At 62.4% G+C, this 16356-nt stretch carries 10 protein-coding genes and 3 rRNA genes; 9 read left to right on the top strand and 4 right to left on the bottom strand.

Features of this window, described 5'->3' with window-relative positions; translation table 11 throughout:
* Window positions 1-63: 63 nt before the first annotated feature.
* Genes ASPU41_RS04680 through ASPU41_RS04670 form a run of 3 tightly spaced genes read left to right on the top strand, consistent with a single transcriptional unit; the run spans window position 64 to window position 3228 of the window.
* On the top strand, window positions 64-552 hold the full coding sequence (locus ASPU41_RS04680) for a MarR family winged helix-turn-helix transcriptional regulator (RefSeq protein ID WP_069949936.1): 489 nt from the start codon (window positions 64-66) through the stop codon (window positions 550-552).
* Between the two features lie 48 nt (window positions 553-600).
* On the top strand, window positions 601-2418 hold the full coding sequence (gene glsA / locus ASPU41_RS04675; protein ID WP_069949935.1) for a glutaminase A: 1818 nt from the start codon (window positions 601-603) through the stop codon (window positions 2416-2418).
* Window positions 2419-2466: 48 nt separating this feature from the next.
* Entirely contained in the window at window positions 2467-3228 is a 762-nt protein-coding gene (locus ASPU41_RS04670; RefSeq protein ID WP_069949934.1) for an SGNH/GDSL hydrolase family protein, read from the top strand.
* On the opposite strand, the gene ASPU41_RS04665 is transcribed toward ASPU41_RS04670, so the two are convergent.
* The 3 genes from ASPU41_RS04665 to ASPU41_RS04655 form a co-directional block, all read right to left on the bottom strand.
* A complete protein-coding gene (locus ASPU41_RS04665; protein ID WP_069949933.1) occupies window positions 3225-3986 on the bottom strand; it encodes an FAD:protein FMN transferase in 762 nt (253 codons plus the stop codon). The genes ASPU41_RS04670 and ASPU41_RS04665 overlap by 4 nt on opposite strands.
* Before the next feature lie 79 nt (window positions 3987-4065).
* Window positions 4066-4506, bottom strand: a complete 441-nt coding sequence (locus tag ASPU41_RS04660) for an FMN-binding protein (protein WP_069949932.1) — start codon at window positions 4504-4506, stop codon at window positions 4066-4068.
* Entirely contained in the window at window positions 4503-5939 is a 1437-nt protein-coding gene (locus ASPU41_RS04655; protein ID WP_083266363.1) for a ferredoxin reductase family protein, read from the bottom strand. Before ASPU41_RS04655 ends, ASPU41_RS04660 begins: the two co-directional genes overlap by 4 nt.
* Window positions 5940-6419: 480 nt before the next feature.
* On the opposite strand from ASPU41_RS04655, the gene rpmB reads away from it, so the two are divergent.
* The 6 genes from rpmB to rrf all read left to right on the top strand — a co-directional run bounded on the left by rpmB (window position 6420) and on the right by rrf (window position 13307).
* Entirely contained in the window at window positions 6420-6656 is a 237-nt protein-coding gene (gene rpmB / locus ASPU41_RS04650; RefSeq protein ID WP_056342125.1) for a 50S ribosomal protein L28, read from the top strand.
* Entirely contained in the window at window positions 6656-6823 is a 168-nt protein-coding gene (gene rpmG, locus ASPU41_RS04645; protein WP_011693743.1) for a 50S ribosomal protein L33, read from the top strand. Before rpmB ends, rpmG begins: the two co-directional genes overlap by 1 nt.
* Before the next feature lie 3 nt (window positions 6824-6826).
* Window positions 6827-7132: a 30S ribosomal protein S14 gene (rpsN, locus tag ASPU41_RS04640; RefSeq protein ID WP_069949930.1), complete on the top strand. Its 306-nt coding sequence runs from the start codon at window positions 6827-6829 to the stop codon at window positions 7130-7132.
* Between the two features lie 654 nt (window positions 7133-7786).
* A 16S ribosomal RNA gene (locus ASPU41_RS04635) occupies window positions 7787-9310 on the top strand.
* 491 nt (window positions 9311-9801) lie between these two features.
* Window positions 9802-12948 (top strand): 23S ribosomal RNA (locus ASPU41_RS04630).
* Between the two features lie 242 nt (window positions 12949-13190).
* Window positions 13191-13307: ribosomal RNA gene (gene rrf, locus ASPU41_RS04625) — 5S ribosomal RNA — on the top strand.
* Together the 16S, 23S and 5S rRNA genes form the textbook arrangement of a ribosomal RNA operon.
* Before the next feature lie 135 nt (window positions 13308-13442).
* Here the strand turns inward: rrf and ASPU41_RS04620 are convergent.
* The gene (locus ASPU41_RS04620; protein ID WP_069952480.1) at window positions 13443-15899 is read right to left on the bottom strand and encodes an HAD-IC family P-type ATPase; all 2457 of its coding nucleotides are present in this window, start codon (window positions 15897-15899) and stop codon (window positions 13443-13445) included.
* Window positions 15900-16356 lie beyond the last annotated feature (457 nt).

Genomic DNA, 16356 nt, shown 5'->3' with positions numbered 1-16356 from the left:
AATTTCCGCCTCACAATCCGGCGAAGTTGAACCGTCAATCTTTAATGCTTCTAGACTGTAGGCATGACTGAACCGCGCTGGCTGAACGCCGACGAACGCCGGGCCTGGCTGGCCCAAATGAGCATCAACACCCTGCTGCCGGCAGCCCTGGACACCCAGCTGCACCACGCGCGCAAGCTCTCCCTCTTCGACTACAACGTCCTGGCGATGCTCTCCGAAGCCGACGGCCGCTTTCTGCCCATGAGCGAACTGGCCGCGCGCACCAGCGCCTCCCTGTCGCGGCTCTCGCATGTTGTCACCAAACTGCAGACCCGCGGCTGGGTGGAGCGCCGTCCGCACCCCGGCGACGCGCGGGTAACGACGGCGCACCTCACCGACGCGGGAATGGAAACCATCCGGGAGCTCGCCCCCGCCCACGTCGAGTCCGTCCGTCAGCTCTTCCTCGACGCCCTGAGCGACCAAGACGTCGCCGACCTTGCCCGGATCGGCGAGAAAATCGTCGGCCGCCTTGACAAGGACCACTGGATACTGCGGGAGCGCCAGCAGGTCTAAGAGCCGCGCAGGGATTTCCGCAGCAGGGCGTCGCCTAGTGTTGGCACTATGGAATCGCCGATCGACAGCTACCTGCGCCAGATCCACGCCGAGATCGCCCAGCTCAAGGACGGCAAGCCGTACAGCACCATTCCGGCGATGGCCAACGTGGACCCGGACAACTTCGGTATCGCCCTCGCCACCGTGGACGGCAAGGTGTACGAGATCGGTGACACCCGCGAGGAATTCACCATCCAGTCCATCTCCAAGCCCTTCACCTACGGGCTGGCGCTCGAGGACCTGGGAAGCGAGGCCGTGGACGCCAAAGTGGACGTGGAGCCCTCGGGCGATTCCTTCAACGAGATCTCCCTTGCCGAGGGGACGGGCCGGCCGGCCAATGCGATGATCAACGCCGGTGCGCTCACTGCCACCTCGCTGATCAGGGGATCCGGCGGGCAGTCCGGCTTCAAGCGGATCCTCAGCACGTACTCCGCTTTCGCAGGCCGGCAGCTCTCGGTCAGCGAAAAGGTCTTCGAATCCGAGCTCAAGCACGGCCACCGCAATACCGCGCTCGCGTACCTGCTACGCTCCTTCAACATCATCGAGGATGACCCCACGCCGGTCCTGGCGGACTATTTCCGCCAGTGCTCCGTCCTGGTGAACTCCTTCGACCTCTCGATCATGGCCGCCACCCTCGCCAACGGCGGACGGAACCCGCTCAGCGGCAAACAGGTGCTGGAGATCGGCCCGGTGGAACGTGTGCTCTCCGTCATGATGACCTCCGGCATGTACGACGACGCCGGTGCCTGGATCAGCAGCGTGGGCATGCCCGGAAAGAGCGGCGTGGCCGGCGGGATCATCGCGGTGCTGCCCGGCCAGGTGGGCCTGGCAGTGTATTCGCCGCCCTTGGATGAGCACGGCAGCAGCGTCCGCGGACTGGCGACTGCGCAGCGGCTCTCCCGGGACATGGAACTGCACTTCGTCCGCGCCGCCCGGACCGGACGGTCCGCCATCCTCGCCGCGTACGACGTGACCGAGACGCCCTCGGGCATCCGCCGGAACGACGAGGCCGCCGACGTCCTCCGCACCCACGGCCACCGGGCCCGGATCATCGAACTCAACGGCGACCTGCTCTTCGCCGGGACCGAGTCCATGGTCCGCGAGCTCAGCAGCCTGGCGGACGAGGTCGAGCTGGTGGTCCTGGACCTGCGCCGCACCGACCAGGTCAGCGAGGTCGCCGTGCGCATGCTGGAAATGTCCCGGCAAAGTATGTCCGGCGCCGGCCGGGAACTCGTGCTCATCGAGGCGGACGGTTCCGTCGCGGAGGCTTTGGAACCGTCAGCGCAGCATCCGGTGCCGTCATTCGACTCCCGGAGCGCCGCCGTCGAATACTGCGAAAACCGCCTCCTGGAGCGGCACGGGAAACACCTGCTGCTGCCGGACCTCGTGCCGGTCACCGCGTCGCCGGCCCTGGCGCCGCTGGACGAGGCGGACGCCGCCGCGCTGGAAGCCCTCATGACCCCAAAATCCTACGACGACGGCGACGTCATCCGCCGCGTCGGGCTGCGGTTCGGCGGGGTCTACTTCATCACCTCCGGCCGGGTCAGCAGCACCTCCCCGGGACCCACCGCGGACCGGGTGAAGCTGAATACGCTCAGCGCCGGCATGACCTTCGGTGAACTGGCGCTGGGCAGCGGGAACCGGCAGGAAACCACCGTCAGGGCGGTGGGCCCGGTCCAAGTCATGGTGCTCAGTGCCGAGGCGATCGCCGAGCTGGAGGCGACCGACGCGCGGCTGGCCCTCGCCCTGTGGAAGGCGCTGACCCGGGACGCCTACACCCGGGTGGAGCAGTACCTGCGTGAATCGGCGGTCCGGATCCGCGAGTAGCAGGAGCCTGCTTTGTTTGCTTGGGGTAACTGCTGGCAGACTGGGTCCATGGATTTCACCTCCCGCTACGTGGCCCTTGGCGACTCCTTCACGGAAGGCGTCGGCGACGACGACCCCACCCGCCCCAACGGCGTCCGGGGCTGGGCGGACCGGGTGGCCGAGCAGCTCGGCGCCGCCGATCCGGGTTTCGGGTACGCGAACCTCGCCATCCGCGGCCGGAAGCTCCGCCAGATCATGGCCGAACAGGTCGATGCCGCCGTCGCTCTCAAACCCACCCTGGTGAGCATCTACGCCGGGGCCAACGACATCCTCCGGCCCAGGGTCGATATCGACGAGCTCCTGGTGGACTACGACGCGGGCGTCCGCAAGCTCAAGGCGACCGGCGCGACCATTGTCATGTTCACCGGTTTTGACTCCCGCGGCTCGAAGATCTTCGGCACGACCCGCGGCCGCACCGCAATCTACAACGAACTGGTCCGCGGCATCGCTGGGGATCACGGCGCCCTCCTGGTGGACTACTGGCGCTTCAGCGAGTACTACGACTGGGGAATGTGGGCCACGGACCGGATGCACATGTCCGCCGCGGGCCACGCGAACATGGCCAAGCGTGTCCTCACCGTCCTGGAGCACGACCACTCGATCGATGTCCCGCCCATGACCCCGGTCCCGGAGCTGAACCGGGCCGAGGCACTCCGGGCCAATGCCCGCTGGGTGCGCGAATTCGCCGGCCCGTGGGTGGTCCGCCGGGTCACCGGGAAGTCCTCAGGCGACGGACTGACACCGCGCTACCCCCGGCTCACGCACCTCTAAACCCGGAACCCGGGGGTCGCGAGCAGTTCCCCGTTGCCGAGGACGGCCAGCACCTCGACGTCCCAGCTGTCAGTAGCCCAGTCCAGCATGCGCCGCCCGCCGGCGACCACCGCCGTCGCCAGGACGTCCGCGGTGAGGATGTCCGCGGCTGCCACCGACACCTGGCGGAAATCGGTGCGGCGGAATTCCGTGCGGCCCACTCCGGCCCGCCAGATGTGGTCGCCGCGCTCAGCAGTCCCGGACGTTGCCAAGGCGGCGAAGCGGCCGGCTCCGCCCAGCGGGAAGCCGGAGAGCAGCGTCCCCCGATGCTGCGGATCCACGATACCGGCCAGCCACGGGGACCCTGTCCCCGGTACGGGCGAGCCGCTCACCAGCACGTCGCCGCCGGCGTTCAGGCACCAGTCCTCGACGCCCGCGGACTCCAGGGCGGACGCTGCCTGGTCGATGGCGTAACCCTTGATGATTCCGGAGAGGTCCAGCACACCGTCGGGCCGCTCGGGGGTGAAAAATCCGTCGGTGAGCAGCCGCCAGCCCGTGGCATCCGCAAAGCGGGCGCGGAAGGCGGCCGAGGCGTCCCGGAGCGTGACCTCGCCGCGGGCCATCCGGCTCGCCTCAGAATCGGGCCGGTAGAGACTGAACATCGAATCAAGGCCGGTGAACACGCGTTCGACGGCGGCCGTGGCACCCTCCAGCGCGGGTCCGCCGTCGGGCGCCCCGCACGCTCCGGTGGGCAGGGCGAGGCTGATGACGGTTCCCATGCACTGGAAGGTCCTGCTTTTCAGGACCGGGCCGCTCCGGTTGGGGGCGCCCTCCGCCGTGTTCTCGGCGGGCGAAGGCTTAGAGGTTCGCTGCATCGAGGGCTGCCTGAAGCGAACTCAGGTACGCGTCACTGGTGACGGTGGCGCCGCTGACCGTCTGCACCTGGGCGGACTGGGCCTTGATGACCGCGGCACGCAGCACGGGTGCGGCCCGCTTGCTGATTTGCGCGGACTTGCGGTCGTCGTCGGTGAGCCGGAGGGCCGTGACATCCGTGATCGCGCCGGCTTTAACGGTGATCTGCACCTGGACGGCGCCGAAACGGGTCTGGACCACGCTGCCGGCAAAGGTTCCCCCGGCCCCGCCGCCCGTTCCCGACCCGGACAACGCGCCGGACGACGTCGCGGCCGATGTGGTCGCTGCTGCCTTCCCCGTGTCGGCGACGTGCGCGCCCGACTGCCAGCCGGCCAGAAGGATCCCGGCGGAGGCCAGTGCTGCTGAGACCGCTGCTCGTATTCTCACCAGTCGAACCTTTCGTAGTGGAGTTGTTCTTCGCGGACGCCGGCCGCACGGGCTTCACCGATCACAGTTCGCGCCCAGGCGGACGGGCCGCAGATATACACGTCCGCGTCGGCGACGTCCGGGGCGTAGCTCGCCAGCCGGGGCCCCGAGCGGACGGCCGACTCAGGCAGCCAGCTCTGTCCGCCGGGGCTCCGGACGCCGGTGAGATGGAACAAAGTTGCGCCGCGGCGGCGGCAAAGTTCCAGGATTTCCTCGCCCAGATAGAGTTCCGCCTCACTGTGGTCGCGGAGAATCACCGTGGCGTTGCCCGGTTCAAAGGGGGTGCGCTCCAGCAGGGCGCGGATCGGCGTGATTCCGATGCCTGCCCCGATCAGCACCACGCGGTTCCGGCTCCGGGCCGCTGTGCTGAACAGCCCGTAGGGTCCCTCGATGGCCACCCTGGTCCCCGGCTTCAGCCGTGCCAGCTGCGCCGAACCGTGGCCGAGGTTCCGCACGGTAATGCGCAGCCTGCCCCGGCCCGAGGAACCGGACAGTGCGGGTTCCGCGGAGAGGCTGAAGGGGTGCGGATGCCACCACGTGCCCGGGGAGAGGAACCTCCAGGTGAAAAACCTCCCGCCGTGGCCGGCCAGTTCGTCGAGGTGCCGGCCCGTCAGTTCAATACTGACGACGCCGGGCGCCTCCGGCACGGTCCGGCTCACCTTCAGCTGGTGCCGGACCGTGGCCACAAGGGGTTCCAAGACGCGGTAGTGCACCAGGGCGGCTCCGGTGGCGATGCAGACGGCCAGCCAGTACCAGCGCTGCCACGTGCCCTCGGCGAAGTGGGCGCCGGCGCTGAACTGATGCGGGATCGCGGTCAGAACTGCGGCGTAGGTCAGCAGATGGATGGCGTACCAGAACTCGTAAGGGAACCGGCGTCGGACCGCCACCAGCGAGGTTACAACGACGGAGATGAACAGTCCCAGCGACACGATGGCGAGCGACATGTCGGGAACCAGCGCCCAGAGGACCGCCAGCTCACTGACCGGATCGAGCCCCTCTGCCATCCCATACCCGATGGCGATCAGGATCCCGTGTGCGAGCAGCAGGTACAGCGACGGCTTGCCGAGTTTGCGGTGGAATTCCAGGGCCCGGTCGTGCCCGACGGCACCATCAACCAAAGGAATACGCGCCGCCAGCAGCAACATCAGCAGCACAAGGTCCATGCCGGCAAGGCCCGCGACAATGCCCAGGGCCGTGAAGGATCCGGCCAGCGTCGAGAATCCGGCGGCGCCGCCGTCGGCGAGCCAGAGCGCGACGGCCAAGGCCACCGAGGCCCACGCGAGCACGGCCAGCAGGTCCGTCCGGAGCATGCGGCTCCTGGACTGGCCGCGGAACCGCTCCACGGGAGGGCGGCGGGCCGCGGCCGGCACGGCCATCTGTAGGGAAGGGTTCATGGTTCCACGGTCCGGCCGGAGCCTTTCATTTGGCTGTGAAAGCGCTAAGGTGCCGATGTGACTTCGGCCCGGATCGGGAGGTGTCCCTTATACACCTCCGAACACCGGATTGGTCTTTAATTGGTCCAGCTCGTAGACTTGGTAGGCGCTAGGTGGCGCGGAGCGTGTGCAATTGCTCCGGTTGGCGGGATTTGTCTGCAGTTTTGGCAGTCCTGGTGGCCGGTAGTTAGGGGCTCAAGTTGCGTGCACTCCTGTATTCGCCCAGCATCCCGGTGCTTCGCCGTGGTCTTCCCTAGGGATTCCGCAGCCCGGTGCCCGTGGCCCACAATCTTCGCCGCAGTGAGGAAAGCAGCCGGTTTACGCCGTCTGCCGAACACTGCGGAACTACCGAAACCCAGTGGGAGCTGGATGCGAACGCCGCCTGTCGCACGGTTAGCGGGAACTCCGCAACCGTTTCATTTATTTTTGAGGAGAGTCGTCATGGCAGCACACTGCCAGGTGACCGGAGCCGAGCCGGGCTTTGGACACAGCATTTCGCACTCGCACCGACGCAACAAGCGTCGGTTCGATCCGAACATCCAGAAGAAGCGCTACTGGGTTCCGTCCCTGCGCCGTAATGTCACTCTGCAGCTCTCTGCAAAGGGCATCAAGACCATCGACGTTCGTGGCATCGACGTAGTCGTCGCCGCCATCCTGGCACGAGGAGTGAAGCTCTAATGGCTAAGGATAAGGACGTACGTCCGATCATCAAGCTCAAGTCGACTGCGGGTACGGGTTACACCTACGTGACGCGGAAGAACCGTCGTAACGACCCGGACCGCATGGTTCTGAAGAAGTACGATCCCCGCATCCGCAAGCACGTCGAATTCCGAGAGGAGCGCTAACACATGGCTAAGAAGTCAATGATCGCTAAGAACGAACAGCGTAAAGTCATCGTCGAGCGTTACGCTGAAAAGCGCCTCGAACTGAAGAAGGCTCTGGTTGACCCCAACTCGACCGACGAAGTGCGCGAAGCCGCGCGCCTTGGCCTGCAGAAGCTGCCCCGCAACGCCTCACCGGTACGTCTGCGTAACCGCGACATCATCGATGGCCGCCCCCGCGGGACCTTCCAGAAGTTTGGCATCTCCCGTGTTCGCTTCCGCGACATGGCTCACCGCGGTGAGCTCCCGGGCATCACGAAGTCTTCCTGGTAATTCAGCACGCCTGTTGCCAGTGGCTTGAAGAAGGGCCGGCGCCTATTGGCGCCGGCCCTTCTTGCGTTTAAGGTTCGACGGCGGATTCGGAGGGCTTCGTCTTGTGGGTGATGCAGCGCACAGGGAGGGTTTTCGGGGGTTTTGGTGCGGGAGGTGGTGCCGGCGGGCTTGGGATCCGTGTGGTGGCGGGGTTTTTGGGGGGTTGGGGGCCGTGGTGGGGGTGGATTTGTGTGGGGTGCGGTGGGCGTGTAAAGTAATTCGAGTCGCCGCCGCTGATGCGGAGAGATTGCGACCGACCCCCTGCTGAACAGCCTGGACATGGCGCGCTGATTGGCGTGCTGAGTATGGGTGGGGATCCATTCCTGGAACTGGAAATCGCGGAAACGCTGATTTGCGTTGTTCCTTGGAGTCGGGTAAGTTTGGGAAGTTGCTCCGGAGCGATCCACGGCTGAGGTTGTGGTGGTGCCGGGTGTGTCTGTTGTTTGAGAACTCAATAGTGTGCCAAGTTTGTTGATACCAATTTATTATATTGAATTGGTTGAATTGACTGGATCCGCCACCCCGTGGTGTGGTCTGGTTTTTACAGCTGGTTTCAAATTTTGTGCAGCCAATACGTCCCGTTTTCCCGGGGGTGTTGGTTGTGTCTGTTTTACTTCAACGGAGAGTTTGATCCTGGCTCAGGATGAACGCTGGCGGCGTGCTTAACACATGCAAGTCGAACGATGATGCCAGCTTGCTGGTGGATTAGTGGCGAACGGGTGAGTAACACGTGAGTAACCTGCCCTTAACTCTGGGATAAGCCTGGGAAACTGGGTCTAATACCGGATATGACTCCTCATCGCATGGTGGGGGGTGGAAAGCTTTATTGTGGTTTTGGATGGACTCGCGGCCTATCAGCTTGTTGGTGAGGTAATGGCTCACCAAGGCGACGACGGGTAGCCGGCCTGAGAGGGTGACCGGCCACACTGGGACTGAGACACGGCCCAGACTCCTACGGGAGGCAGCAGTGGGGAATATTGCACAATGGGCGAAAGCCTGATGCAGCGACGCCGCGTGGGGGATGACGGCCTTCGGGTTGTAAACCTCTTTCAGTAGGGAAGAAGCGAAAGTGACGGTACCTGCAGAAGAAGCGCCGGCTAACTACGTGCCAGCAGCCGCGGTAATACGTAGGGCGCAAGCGTTATCCGGAATTATTGGGCGTAAAGAGCTCGTAGGCGGTTTGTCGCGTCTGCCGTGAAAGTCCGGGGCTCAACTCCGGATCTGCGGTGGGTACGGGCAGACTAGAGTGATGTAGGGGAGACTGGAATTCCTGGTGTAGCGGTGAAATGCGCAGATATCAGGAGGAACACCGATGGCGAAGGCAGGTCTCTGGGCATTAACTGACGCTGAGGAGCGAAAGCATGGGGAGCGAACAGGATTAGATACCCTGGTAGTCCATGCCGTAAACGTTGGGCACTAGGTGTGGGGGACATTCCACGTTTTCCGTACCGTAGCTAACGCATTAAGTGCCCCGCCTGGGGAGTACGGCCGCAAGGCTAAAACTCAAAGGAATTGACGGGGGCCCGCACAAGCGGCGGAGCATGCGGATTAATTCGATGCAACGCGAAGAACCTTACCAAGGCTTGACATGAACCGGAAACGCCTGGAAACAGGTGCCCCGCTTGCGGTCGGTTTACAGGTGGTGCATGGTTGTCGTCAGCTCGTGTCGTGAGATGTTGGGTTAAGTCCCGCAACGAGCGCAACCCTCGTTCTATGTTGCCAGCGCGTTATGGCGGGGACTCATAGGAGACTGCCGGGGTCAACTCGGAGGAAGGTGGGGACGACGTCAAATCATCATGCCCCTTATGTCTTGGGCTTCACGCATGCTACAATGGCCGGTACAAAGGGTTGCGATACTGTGAGGTGGAGCTAATCCCAAAAAGCCGGTCTCAGTTCGGATTGGGGTCTGCAACTCGACCCCATGAAGTCGGAGTCGCTAGTAATCGCAGATCAGCAACGCTGCGGTGAATACGTTCCCGGGCCTTGTACACACCGCCCGTCAAGTCACGAAAGTTGGTAACACCCGAAGCCGGTGGCCTAACCCCTTGTGGGAGGGAGCTGTCGAAGGTGGGACTGGCGATTGGGACTAAGTCGTAACAAGGTAGCCGTACCGGAAGGTGCGGCTGGATCACCTCCTTTCTAAGGAGCACCTACGATCACCGTGCCTCATGTATGTGAGTGTGTCGGGGTTGTCAGGAGTACGCCCGTTGCGCAGACGCTAGTTCTGCGGCGGGTGCTCACGGGTGGAATATCAATGAATAGCGGCCGCCGGTTTTTTCCGGCACCCAGTACGGACTGTTCACTCTTCGGGGTGTGGTTCTGGAACGGTGCGGGGAGGGTACGGGCGGTTTAGTGTTTGGCACACTGTTGGGTCCTGAGGCAACAGGGTCGGGAGGGGTTTCTTTCCCGGGTTTGTTTGTTTCTGGTTTCCTGGCTGCACCGGGCATGCACTTTTTTGTGTGTGGGGTGTGTGGTATGGGGTTGTTGTTTGAGAACTACATAGTGGACGCGAGCATCTTTTATAAGAAGCAATTTCCAAGAATTATGAACCTGGATCTGTTGTTCCATCCTTCGGGGTGGGGTGATGGTTTTCATGGTTCTCTCGTGAAGTAGTTTTTTTGATCTTTTGTGGTCAAGTTTTTAAGAGCACACGGTGGATGCCTTGGCATTAGGAGCCGAAGAAGGACGTAGGAATCTGCGATAAGCCTGGGGGAGTCGATAACCGGACTGTGATCCCAGGGTGTCCGAATGGGGAAACCCCGCCAGGGGCGCGAGTTACCTGGTGACCCGCATCTGAACACATAGGGTGCGTGGAGGGAACGCGGGGAAGTGAAACATCTCAGTACCCGCAGGAAGAGAAAACAATAGTGATTCCGTCAGTAGTGGCGAGCGAACGCGGATCAGGCTAAACCGTTCCATGTGTGATAGCCGGCGGGCGTTGCATGGTCGGGGTTGTGGGACTTCCCATTCTGTCTCTGCCGGGACAGTGGGGTGAGTAGTACAGGCATAGGTGAACGGTCTTGAAAGGCCGGCCAGAGAGGGTGTGAGCCCCGTAACCGAAATGTTGTGTACCGCCCGGGGAGTATCCCAAGTAGCACGGGGCCCGAGAAATCCCGTGTGAATCTGTCAGGACCACCTGATAAGCCTAAATACTCCCTAATGACCGATAGCGGACCAGTACCGTGAGGGAAAGGTGAAAAGTACCCCGGGAGGGGAGTGAAACAGTACCTGAAACCGTGTGCTTACAATCCGTCGGAGCATCTGCAGCTTGCTGTATGGGTGTGACGGCGTGCCTTTTGAAGAATGAGCCTGCGAGTTAGTGTTACGTCGCGAGGTTAACCCGTGTGGGGAAGCCGTAGCGAAAGCGAGTCTGAATAGGGCGTTGCAGTGGCGTGATCTAGACCCGAAGCGAAGTGATCTACCCATGGCCAGGTTGAAGCGACGGTAAGACGTCGTGGAGGACCGAACCCACTTCAGTTGAAAATGGAGGGGATGAGCTGTGGGTAGGGGTGAAAGGCCAATCAAACTTCGTGATAGCTGGTTCTCCCCGAAATGCATTTAGGTGCAGCGTTGCGTGTTTCTTACCGGAGGTAGAGCTACTGGATGGCTAATGGGCCCTACAAGGTTACTGACGTCAGCCAAACTCCGAATGCCGGTAAGTGAGAGCGCAGCAGTGAGACTGTGGGGGATAAGCTTCATAGTCGAGAGGGAAACAGCCCAGACCACCAACTAAGGCCCCTAAGCGTGTGCTAAGTGGGAAAGGATGTGGAGTTGCGAAGACAACCAGGAGGTTGGCTTAGAAGCAGCCATCCTTAAAAGAGTGCGTAATAGCTCACTGGTCAAGTGATTCCGCGCCGACAATGTAGCGGGGCTCAAGTACACCGCCGAAGTTGTGGATTTCAGATAGTAGCCAAGCCGCCTCCTTTGTGGGGTTGGTTCAGGCGTCTGGAGTGGTAGGGGAGCGTCGTGTGGGCAGTGAAGTCGCGGTGTAAACCAGCGGTGGAGCCTACACGAGTGAGAATGCAGGCATGAGTAGCGAAAGACGGGTGAGAAACCCGTCCGCCGAATGATCAAGGGTTCCAGGGTCAAGCTAATCTGCCCTGGGTAAGTCGGGACCTAAGGCGAGGCCGACAGGCGTAGTCGATGGACAACGGGTTGATATTCCCGTACCGGCGAAAAACCGCCCATGCTGAACAGGGGATACTAACCGCCCGAGACCTGCCTGACACCCCTTGTGGGTGGAGGGTTTTGGTGGAGCGCGGGACCTGATCCTGGGAGGCAAGCGTATTAACAGGTGTGACGCAGGAAGGTAGCCGAGCCGGGCGATGGTTGTCCCGGTCTAAGGATGTAGGGCGAACGGTAGGCAAATCCGCCGTTCATGATGCCTGAGACCCGATGGGACTCCCGTAAGGGGGGATTCGGTGATCCTATGCTGCCTAGAAAAGCATCGACGCGAGGTTTTAGCCGCCCGTACCCCAAACCGACACAGGTGATCAGGTAGAGAATACTAAGGCGATCGAGAGAATTATGGTTAAGGAACTCGGCAAAATGCCCCCGTAACTTCGGGAGAAGGGGGGCCCCCATCGTGATGGACACTAGCTGTCCGGAGCGTGCAGGGGCCGCAGAGACCAGGGGGAAGCGACTGTTTACTAAAAACACAGGTCCGTGCGAAGTCGCAAGACGATGTATACGGACTGACTCCTGCCCGGTGCTGGAAGGTTAAGAGGACCGGTTAGCCGCAAGGCGAAGCTGAGAATTCAAGCCCCAGTAAACGGCGGTGGTAACTATAACCATCCTAAGGTAGCGAAATTCCTTGTCGGGTAAGTTCCGACCTGCACGAATGGAGTAACGACTTCCCCGCTGTCTCAACCATAAACTCGGCGAAATTGCAGTACGAGTAAAGATGCTCGTTACGCGCAGCAGGACGGAAAGACCCCGAGACCTTTACTATAGTTTGGTATTGGTGTTCGGAGTGGCTTGTGTAGGATAGGTGGGAGACGTTGAAGCCCGGACGCCAGTTCGGGTGGAGTCATCGTTGAAATACCACTCTGGTCACTTTGGACATCTAACTTCGGCCCGTAATCCGGGTCAGGGACAGTGCCTGATGGGTAGTTTAACTGGGGCGGTTGCCTCCTAAAAAGTAACGGAGGCGCCCAAAGGTTCCCTCAGCCTGGTTGGCAATCAGGTGTCGAGTGTAAGTGCACAAGGGAGCTTGACTGTGAGAGAGACATCTCGAGCAGGGACGAAAGTCGGGACTAGTGATCCGGCGGTACATTGTGGAATGGCCGTCGCTCAACGGATAAAAGGTACCTCGGGGATAACAGGCTGATCTTGCCCAAGAGTCCATATCGACGGCATGGTTTGGCACCTCGATGTCGGCTCGTCGCATCCTGGGGCTGGAGTAGGTCCCAAGGGTTGGGCTGTTCGCCCATTAAAGCGGTACGCGAGCTGGGTTTAGAACGTCGTGAGACAGTTCGGTCCCTATCCGCTGCGCGCGCAGGAAATTTGAGAAGGGCTGTCCTTAGTACGAGAGGACCGGGACGGACGAACCTCTGGTGTGTCAGTTGTACTGCCAAGTGCACCGCTGATTAGCTACGTTCGGATGGGATAACCGCTGAAAGCATCTAAGCGGGAAGCTCGCTTCGAGATGAGATTTCCATACACCTTGTGTGTGAGAGGCCCCCAGCCAGACCACTGGGTTGATAGGCCGGATGTGGAAGCGAGGACTAACGACTCGTGAAGCTGACCGGTACTAATAGGCCGATAACTTACACCACACACCCTCTTCGTGAACGGATTCAAAAGACGTTCACACCATGAAAAGGGTAAAAAGAAAACAAGACTGCTTGCGTCCACTATGTGGTTCCCAAACAACAAACCCGTTGCTTGAGGAACGAACAACTACATAACAACACCACAACTGCACCACCACCCCCAGGGGTAGCGGTGCAGCGAGGTTGTAACCACAGATTTCCCACCCCTCACGCCCACCAGGCGCACCGGGGTCGGGAGCAAGGGTTACGGCGGTCATAGCGTGGGGGAAACGCCCGGTCCCATTCCGAACCCGGAAGCTAAGACCCACAGCGCCGATGGTACTGCACCCGGGAGGGTGTGGGAGAGTAGGTCACCGCCGGAACATCATTAAACGGTCGAGAGCCCCAACCACACGGTTGGGGCTCTCCCGCATTTAACCACCCCTTCCATAAACATCCGTTTCATTTAGCCGCCCTGCCGCCGCCTACCAGCCGGGAAACGGGTGAAGCCGGCTGGGTCAGCGCGGGAATTTCCTGCCGTGGATCCAGGCCAGCAGCTCGATGGCGAGTCCCCCGCCAACCGCGGCGGCGGCGGCCGCCCGCAGCATGTCTGCCGGAGGCAACGCCAGGTGGAAGAACTCCTGTGCGGGCGGCAGGTTGACCAGGATCAGGAGGGCCGCACACATTGCCAGCACCACTGCCGATTTCTTCGCATCGAGCGGCCGGGCGACGACCATGAGTATCCACAGCCCGATCCCAGCCAGGGTCAGCACCGATGCGGATTGCAGCGCCCCTGGCCCGGCCCCGCTGTGTCCGCCCGTATTCGCATACACGGCTAAACCCAGCAATGAAGCAGCAACGATGAGCCCGGCGGGAACAGAGAAGGACAGCGACCGGCGCAGGAAACCGGGCCGGTATCGGCGGGTATTGGCAAATAGTGCCAGGAAGAATGCGGGAATCCCGATCGTCAGTCCGTCTGTAAAGGACAGCTGGCGAGGCAGGAAAGGAAACTGCAGGTTCAGGAGGCCGAACGTGACTGCGATCGCGACCGAGTAGGCCGTCTTGCTGAGGAACAGCTTGGACACCCGCTCGACGTTGGCAATCACCCGGCGGCCTTCGGCCAGCACTCCGGGCAGCCGGTCGAAGCGTCCGTCCAGCAAGACCAGCCGGGCCACAGCCTTCGTGGCAGGCGCGGCGGAGTTCATTGCAATGCCCAGGTCCGCCTCTTTCAAAGCCAGCACATCGTTGACGCCGTCGCCGGTCATCGCGACCGTATGCCCGCGACGCTGCAGCGCTGCCACCATGTCCTTCTTCTGCTCCGGGCTCACTCTGCCGAAGACGGTGTTGGTGTCCATGATCTTTTCGAGCAACCCGGGGTCAGCCGGGAGATGCCGGGCATCGTATCCGTCCCCGACCACCAGGCCCACGGCCCGGGCAATCGCCGCGACCGTCCGGGGGTCGTCCCCGGAAATGACTTTTAGTTCGACGCCCTCCTCACGGAAGTAAGCCAGGGTCTGTCGGGCATCCGGGCGGATCTGTTCCCGGAACGTGAGCATGACGACCGGTTTCACCTGTGCCGGCAGCGTTGCGTCGCCGGCAGCGATGGTGGTGCCGTCGGCGTAGGCGAGCACAACGGTCCGCAGGCCGGAGGCGGCGAGCCGGCCGGCCATGCCCAGAGCGGCGCCAGTCCCGGACCCGGTATCCGGACCGGCAGCAGACCGGTCCGTCAGCACTACCTCCGGGGCGCCGAGGATCCATGTGCCCCTGCGCGTACGTCCGCCGTCGAACGTCACAGAACTCCACTTCCGTGCGGAAGAGAACGGAACCGACGAGACCGCGGGGCTCCCGCCGTCGTGTTCAAAACCCGCCGCGAGGCAACGCGACGTCGCGTTTGCTTCCGGATCCGTCGCGAACCACCCCAAGGCGTGCTCCCAGCCAGGTTCCGCATGCTCGGCAAGCTCGTGCACGCCGTCGAAGACGATTCGGCCTTCAGTGAGCGTCCCCGTCTTGTCGAGGCAGAGGACATCCACGCGGGCCAGCCCCTCTACCGCCGCCAGCTCTTGGATGAGAACCTTGTTCCCGGCCAGACGGACCCCGCCAACAGCGAAAGCCACACTTGACAGCAGGACCAGCCCCAGCGGAACCATGGCGATGACGCTCGCAATCACCCCTACCAGCGCGGATGTCCAGGCGCCGCTGGCGATGGCCTCCTCCCAGCCGCCCCTGGACTGCATCTCCCCGTTGGCAACGATGAGGGCAACCGGCAACAGCGCCCAGGTGAGCCAGCCCAAGATCCGGTTGAGACTGTTGCGGATCTCAGAGTTGACGAGCGAGAACCGCTTCGCGTCGGCGGCAAGCTTGCTGGCAAACGATTCAGCCCCCACCCGAACCACCCGCGCAGTGCCCCGGCCGGCAACAATAATCGAGCCGGAGAGCACTTCAGTGCCAGTACCCCTATCCACGGGGTCCGACTCCCCGGTGAGGAGGGACTCATCGGCCTCCAGCCCGCCGCTCTCGAGGACGACGGCATCGGCCGTGACCTGGTCGCCGGCCCGCAGGACCAGGACATCGTCAAGCACGACGTCGGCGGTCGCGATCTCTTGCACGGTGCTATCGCGCAGGACGCGGGCCAGCGGGGCCTCGAGGACGGCGAGGCGGTCCAGAGACCGTTTGGCGCGATACTCCTGCACGACTCCAATGACGGCATTGCCAACGGCGGCCAGGCCAAAGAGAGCGTCCTGCCAGCTGCCCAGCAGCAGGAGGAGGATAAAGCTCGTGACCACGATCGCGTTGAACAGCGTCAGCACATTAGCTCGGATAATTTCCCAAAGGCTGCGGCTGGTGGTGTCCGGTACAAGGTTCGCAAGACCGTGCCGCATCCGGGAGGCGACTTCGCCCTGGGACAGGCCGGCCGCTGCGGGGCCGGACACACGACGACGGAGCAGCTCGGGTCTGTGGCGCCGGCGTTCTCCCATCACCTCCTGATCGTAGCCGGAGGGCTTCGTCTTGTGGGTGATGCAGCGCACAGGGAGGGTTTTCGGGGGTTTTGGTGCGGGAGGTGGTGCCGGCGGGCTTGGGATCCGTGTGGTGGCGGGGTTTTTGGGGGGTTGGGGGCCGTGGTGGGGGTGGATTTGTGTGGGGTGCGGTGGGCGTGTAAAGTAATTCGAGTCGCCGCCGCTGATGCGGAGAGATTGCGACCGACCCCCTGCTGAACAGCCTGGAAATGGCGCGCTGATTGGCGTGCTGAGTATGGGTGGGGATCCATTCCTGGAACTGGAAATCGCGGAAACGCTGATTTGCGTTGTTCCTTGGAGTCGGGTAAGTTTGGGAAGTTGCTCCGGAGCGATCCACGGCTGAGGTTGTGGTGGTGCCGGGTGTGTCTGTTGTTTGAGAACTCAATAGTGTGCCAAGTTTGTTGATACCAATTTATTA

The organism is Arthrobacter sp. U41 (assembly GCF_001750145.1).
Classification (GTDB): domain Bacteria; phylum Actinomycetota; class Actinomycetes; order Actinomycetales; family Micrococcaceae; genus Arthrobacter.
This window is presented reverse-complemented; position numbering and strand designations above follow the sequence as displayed.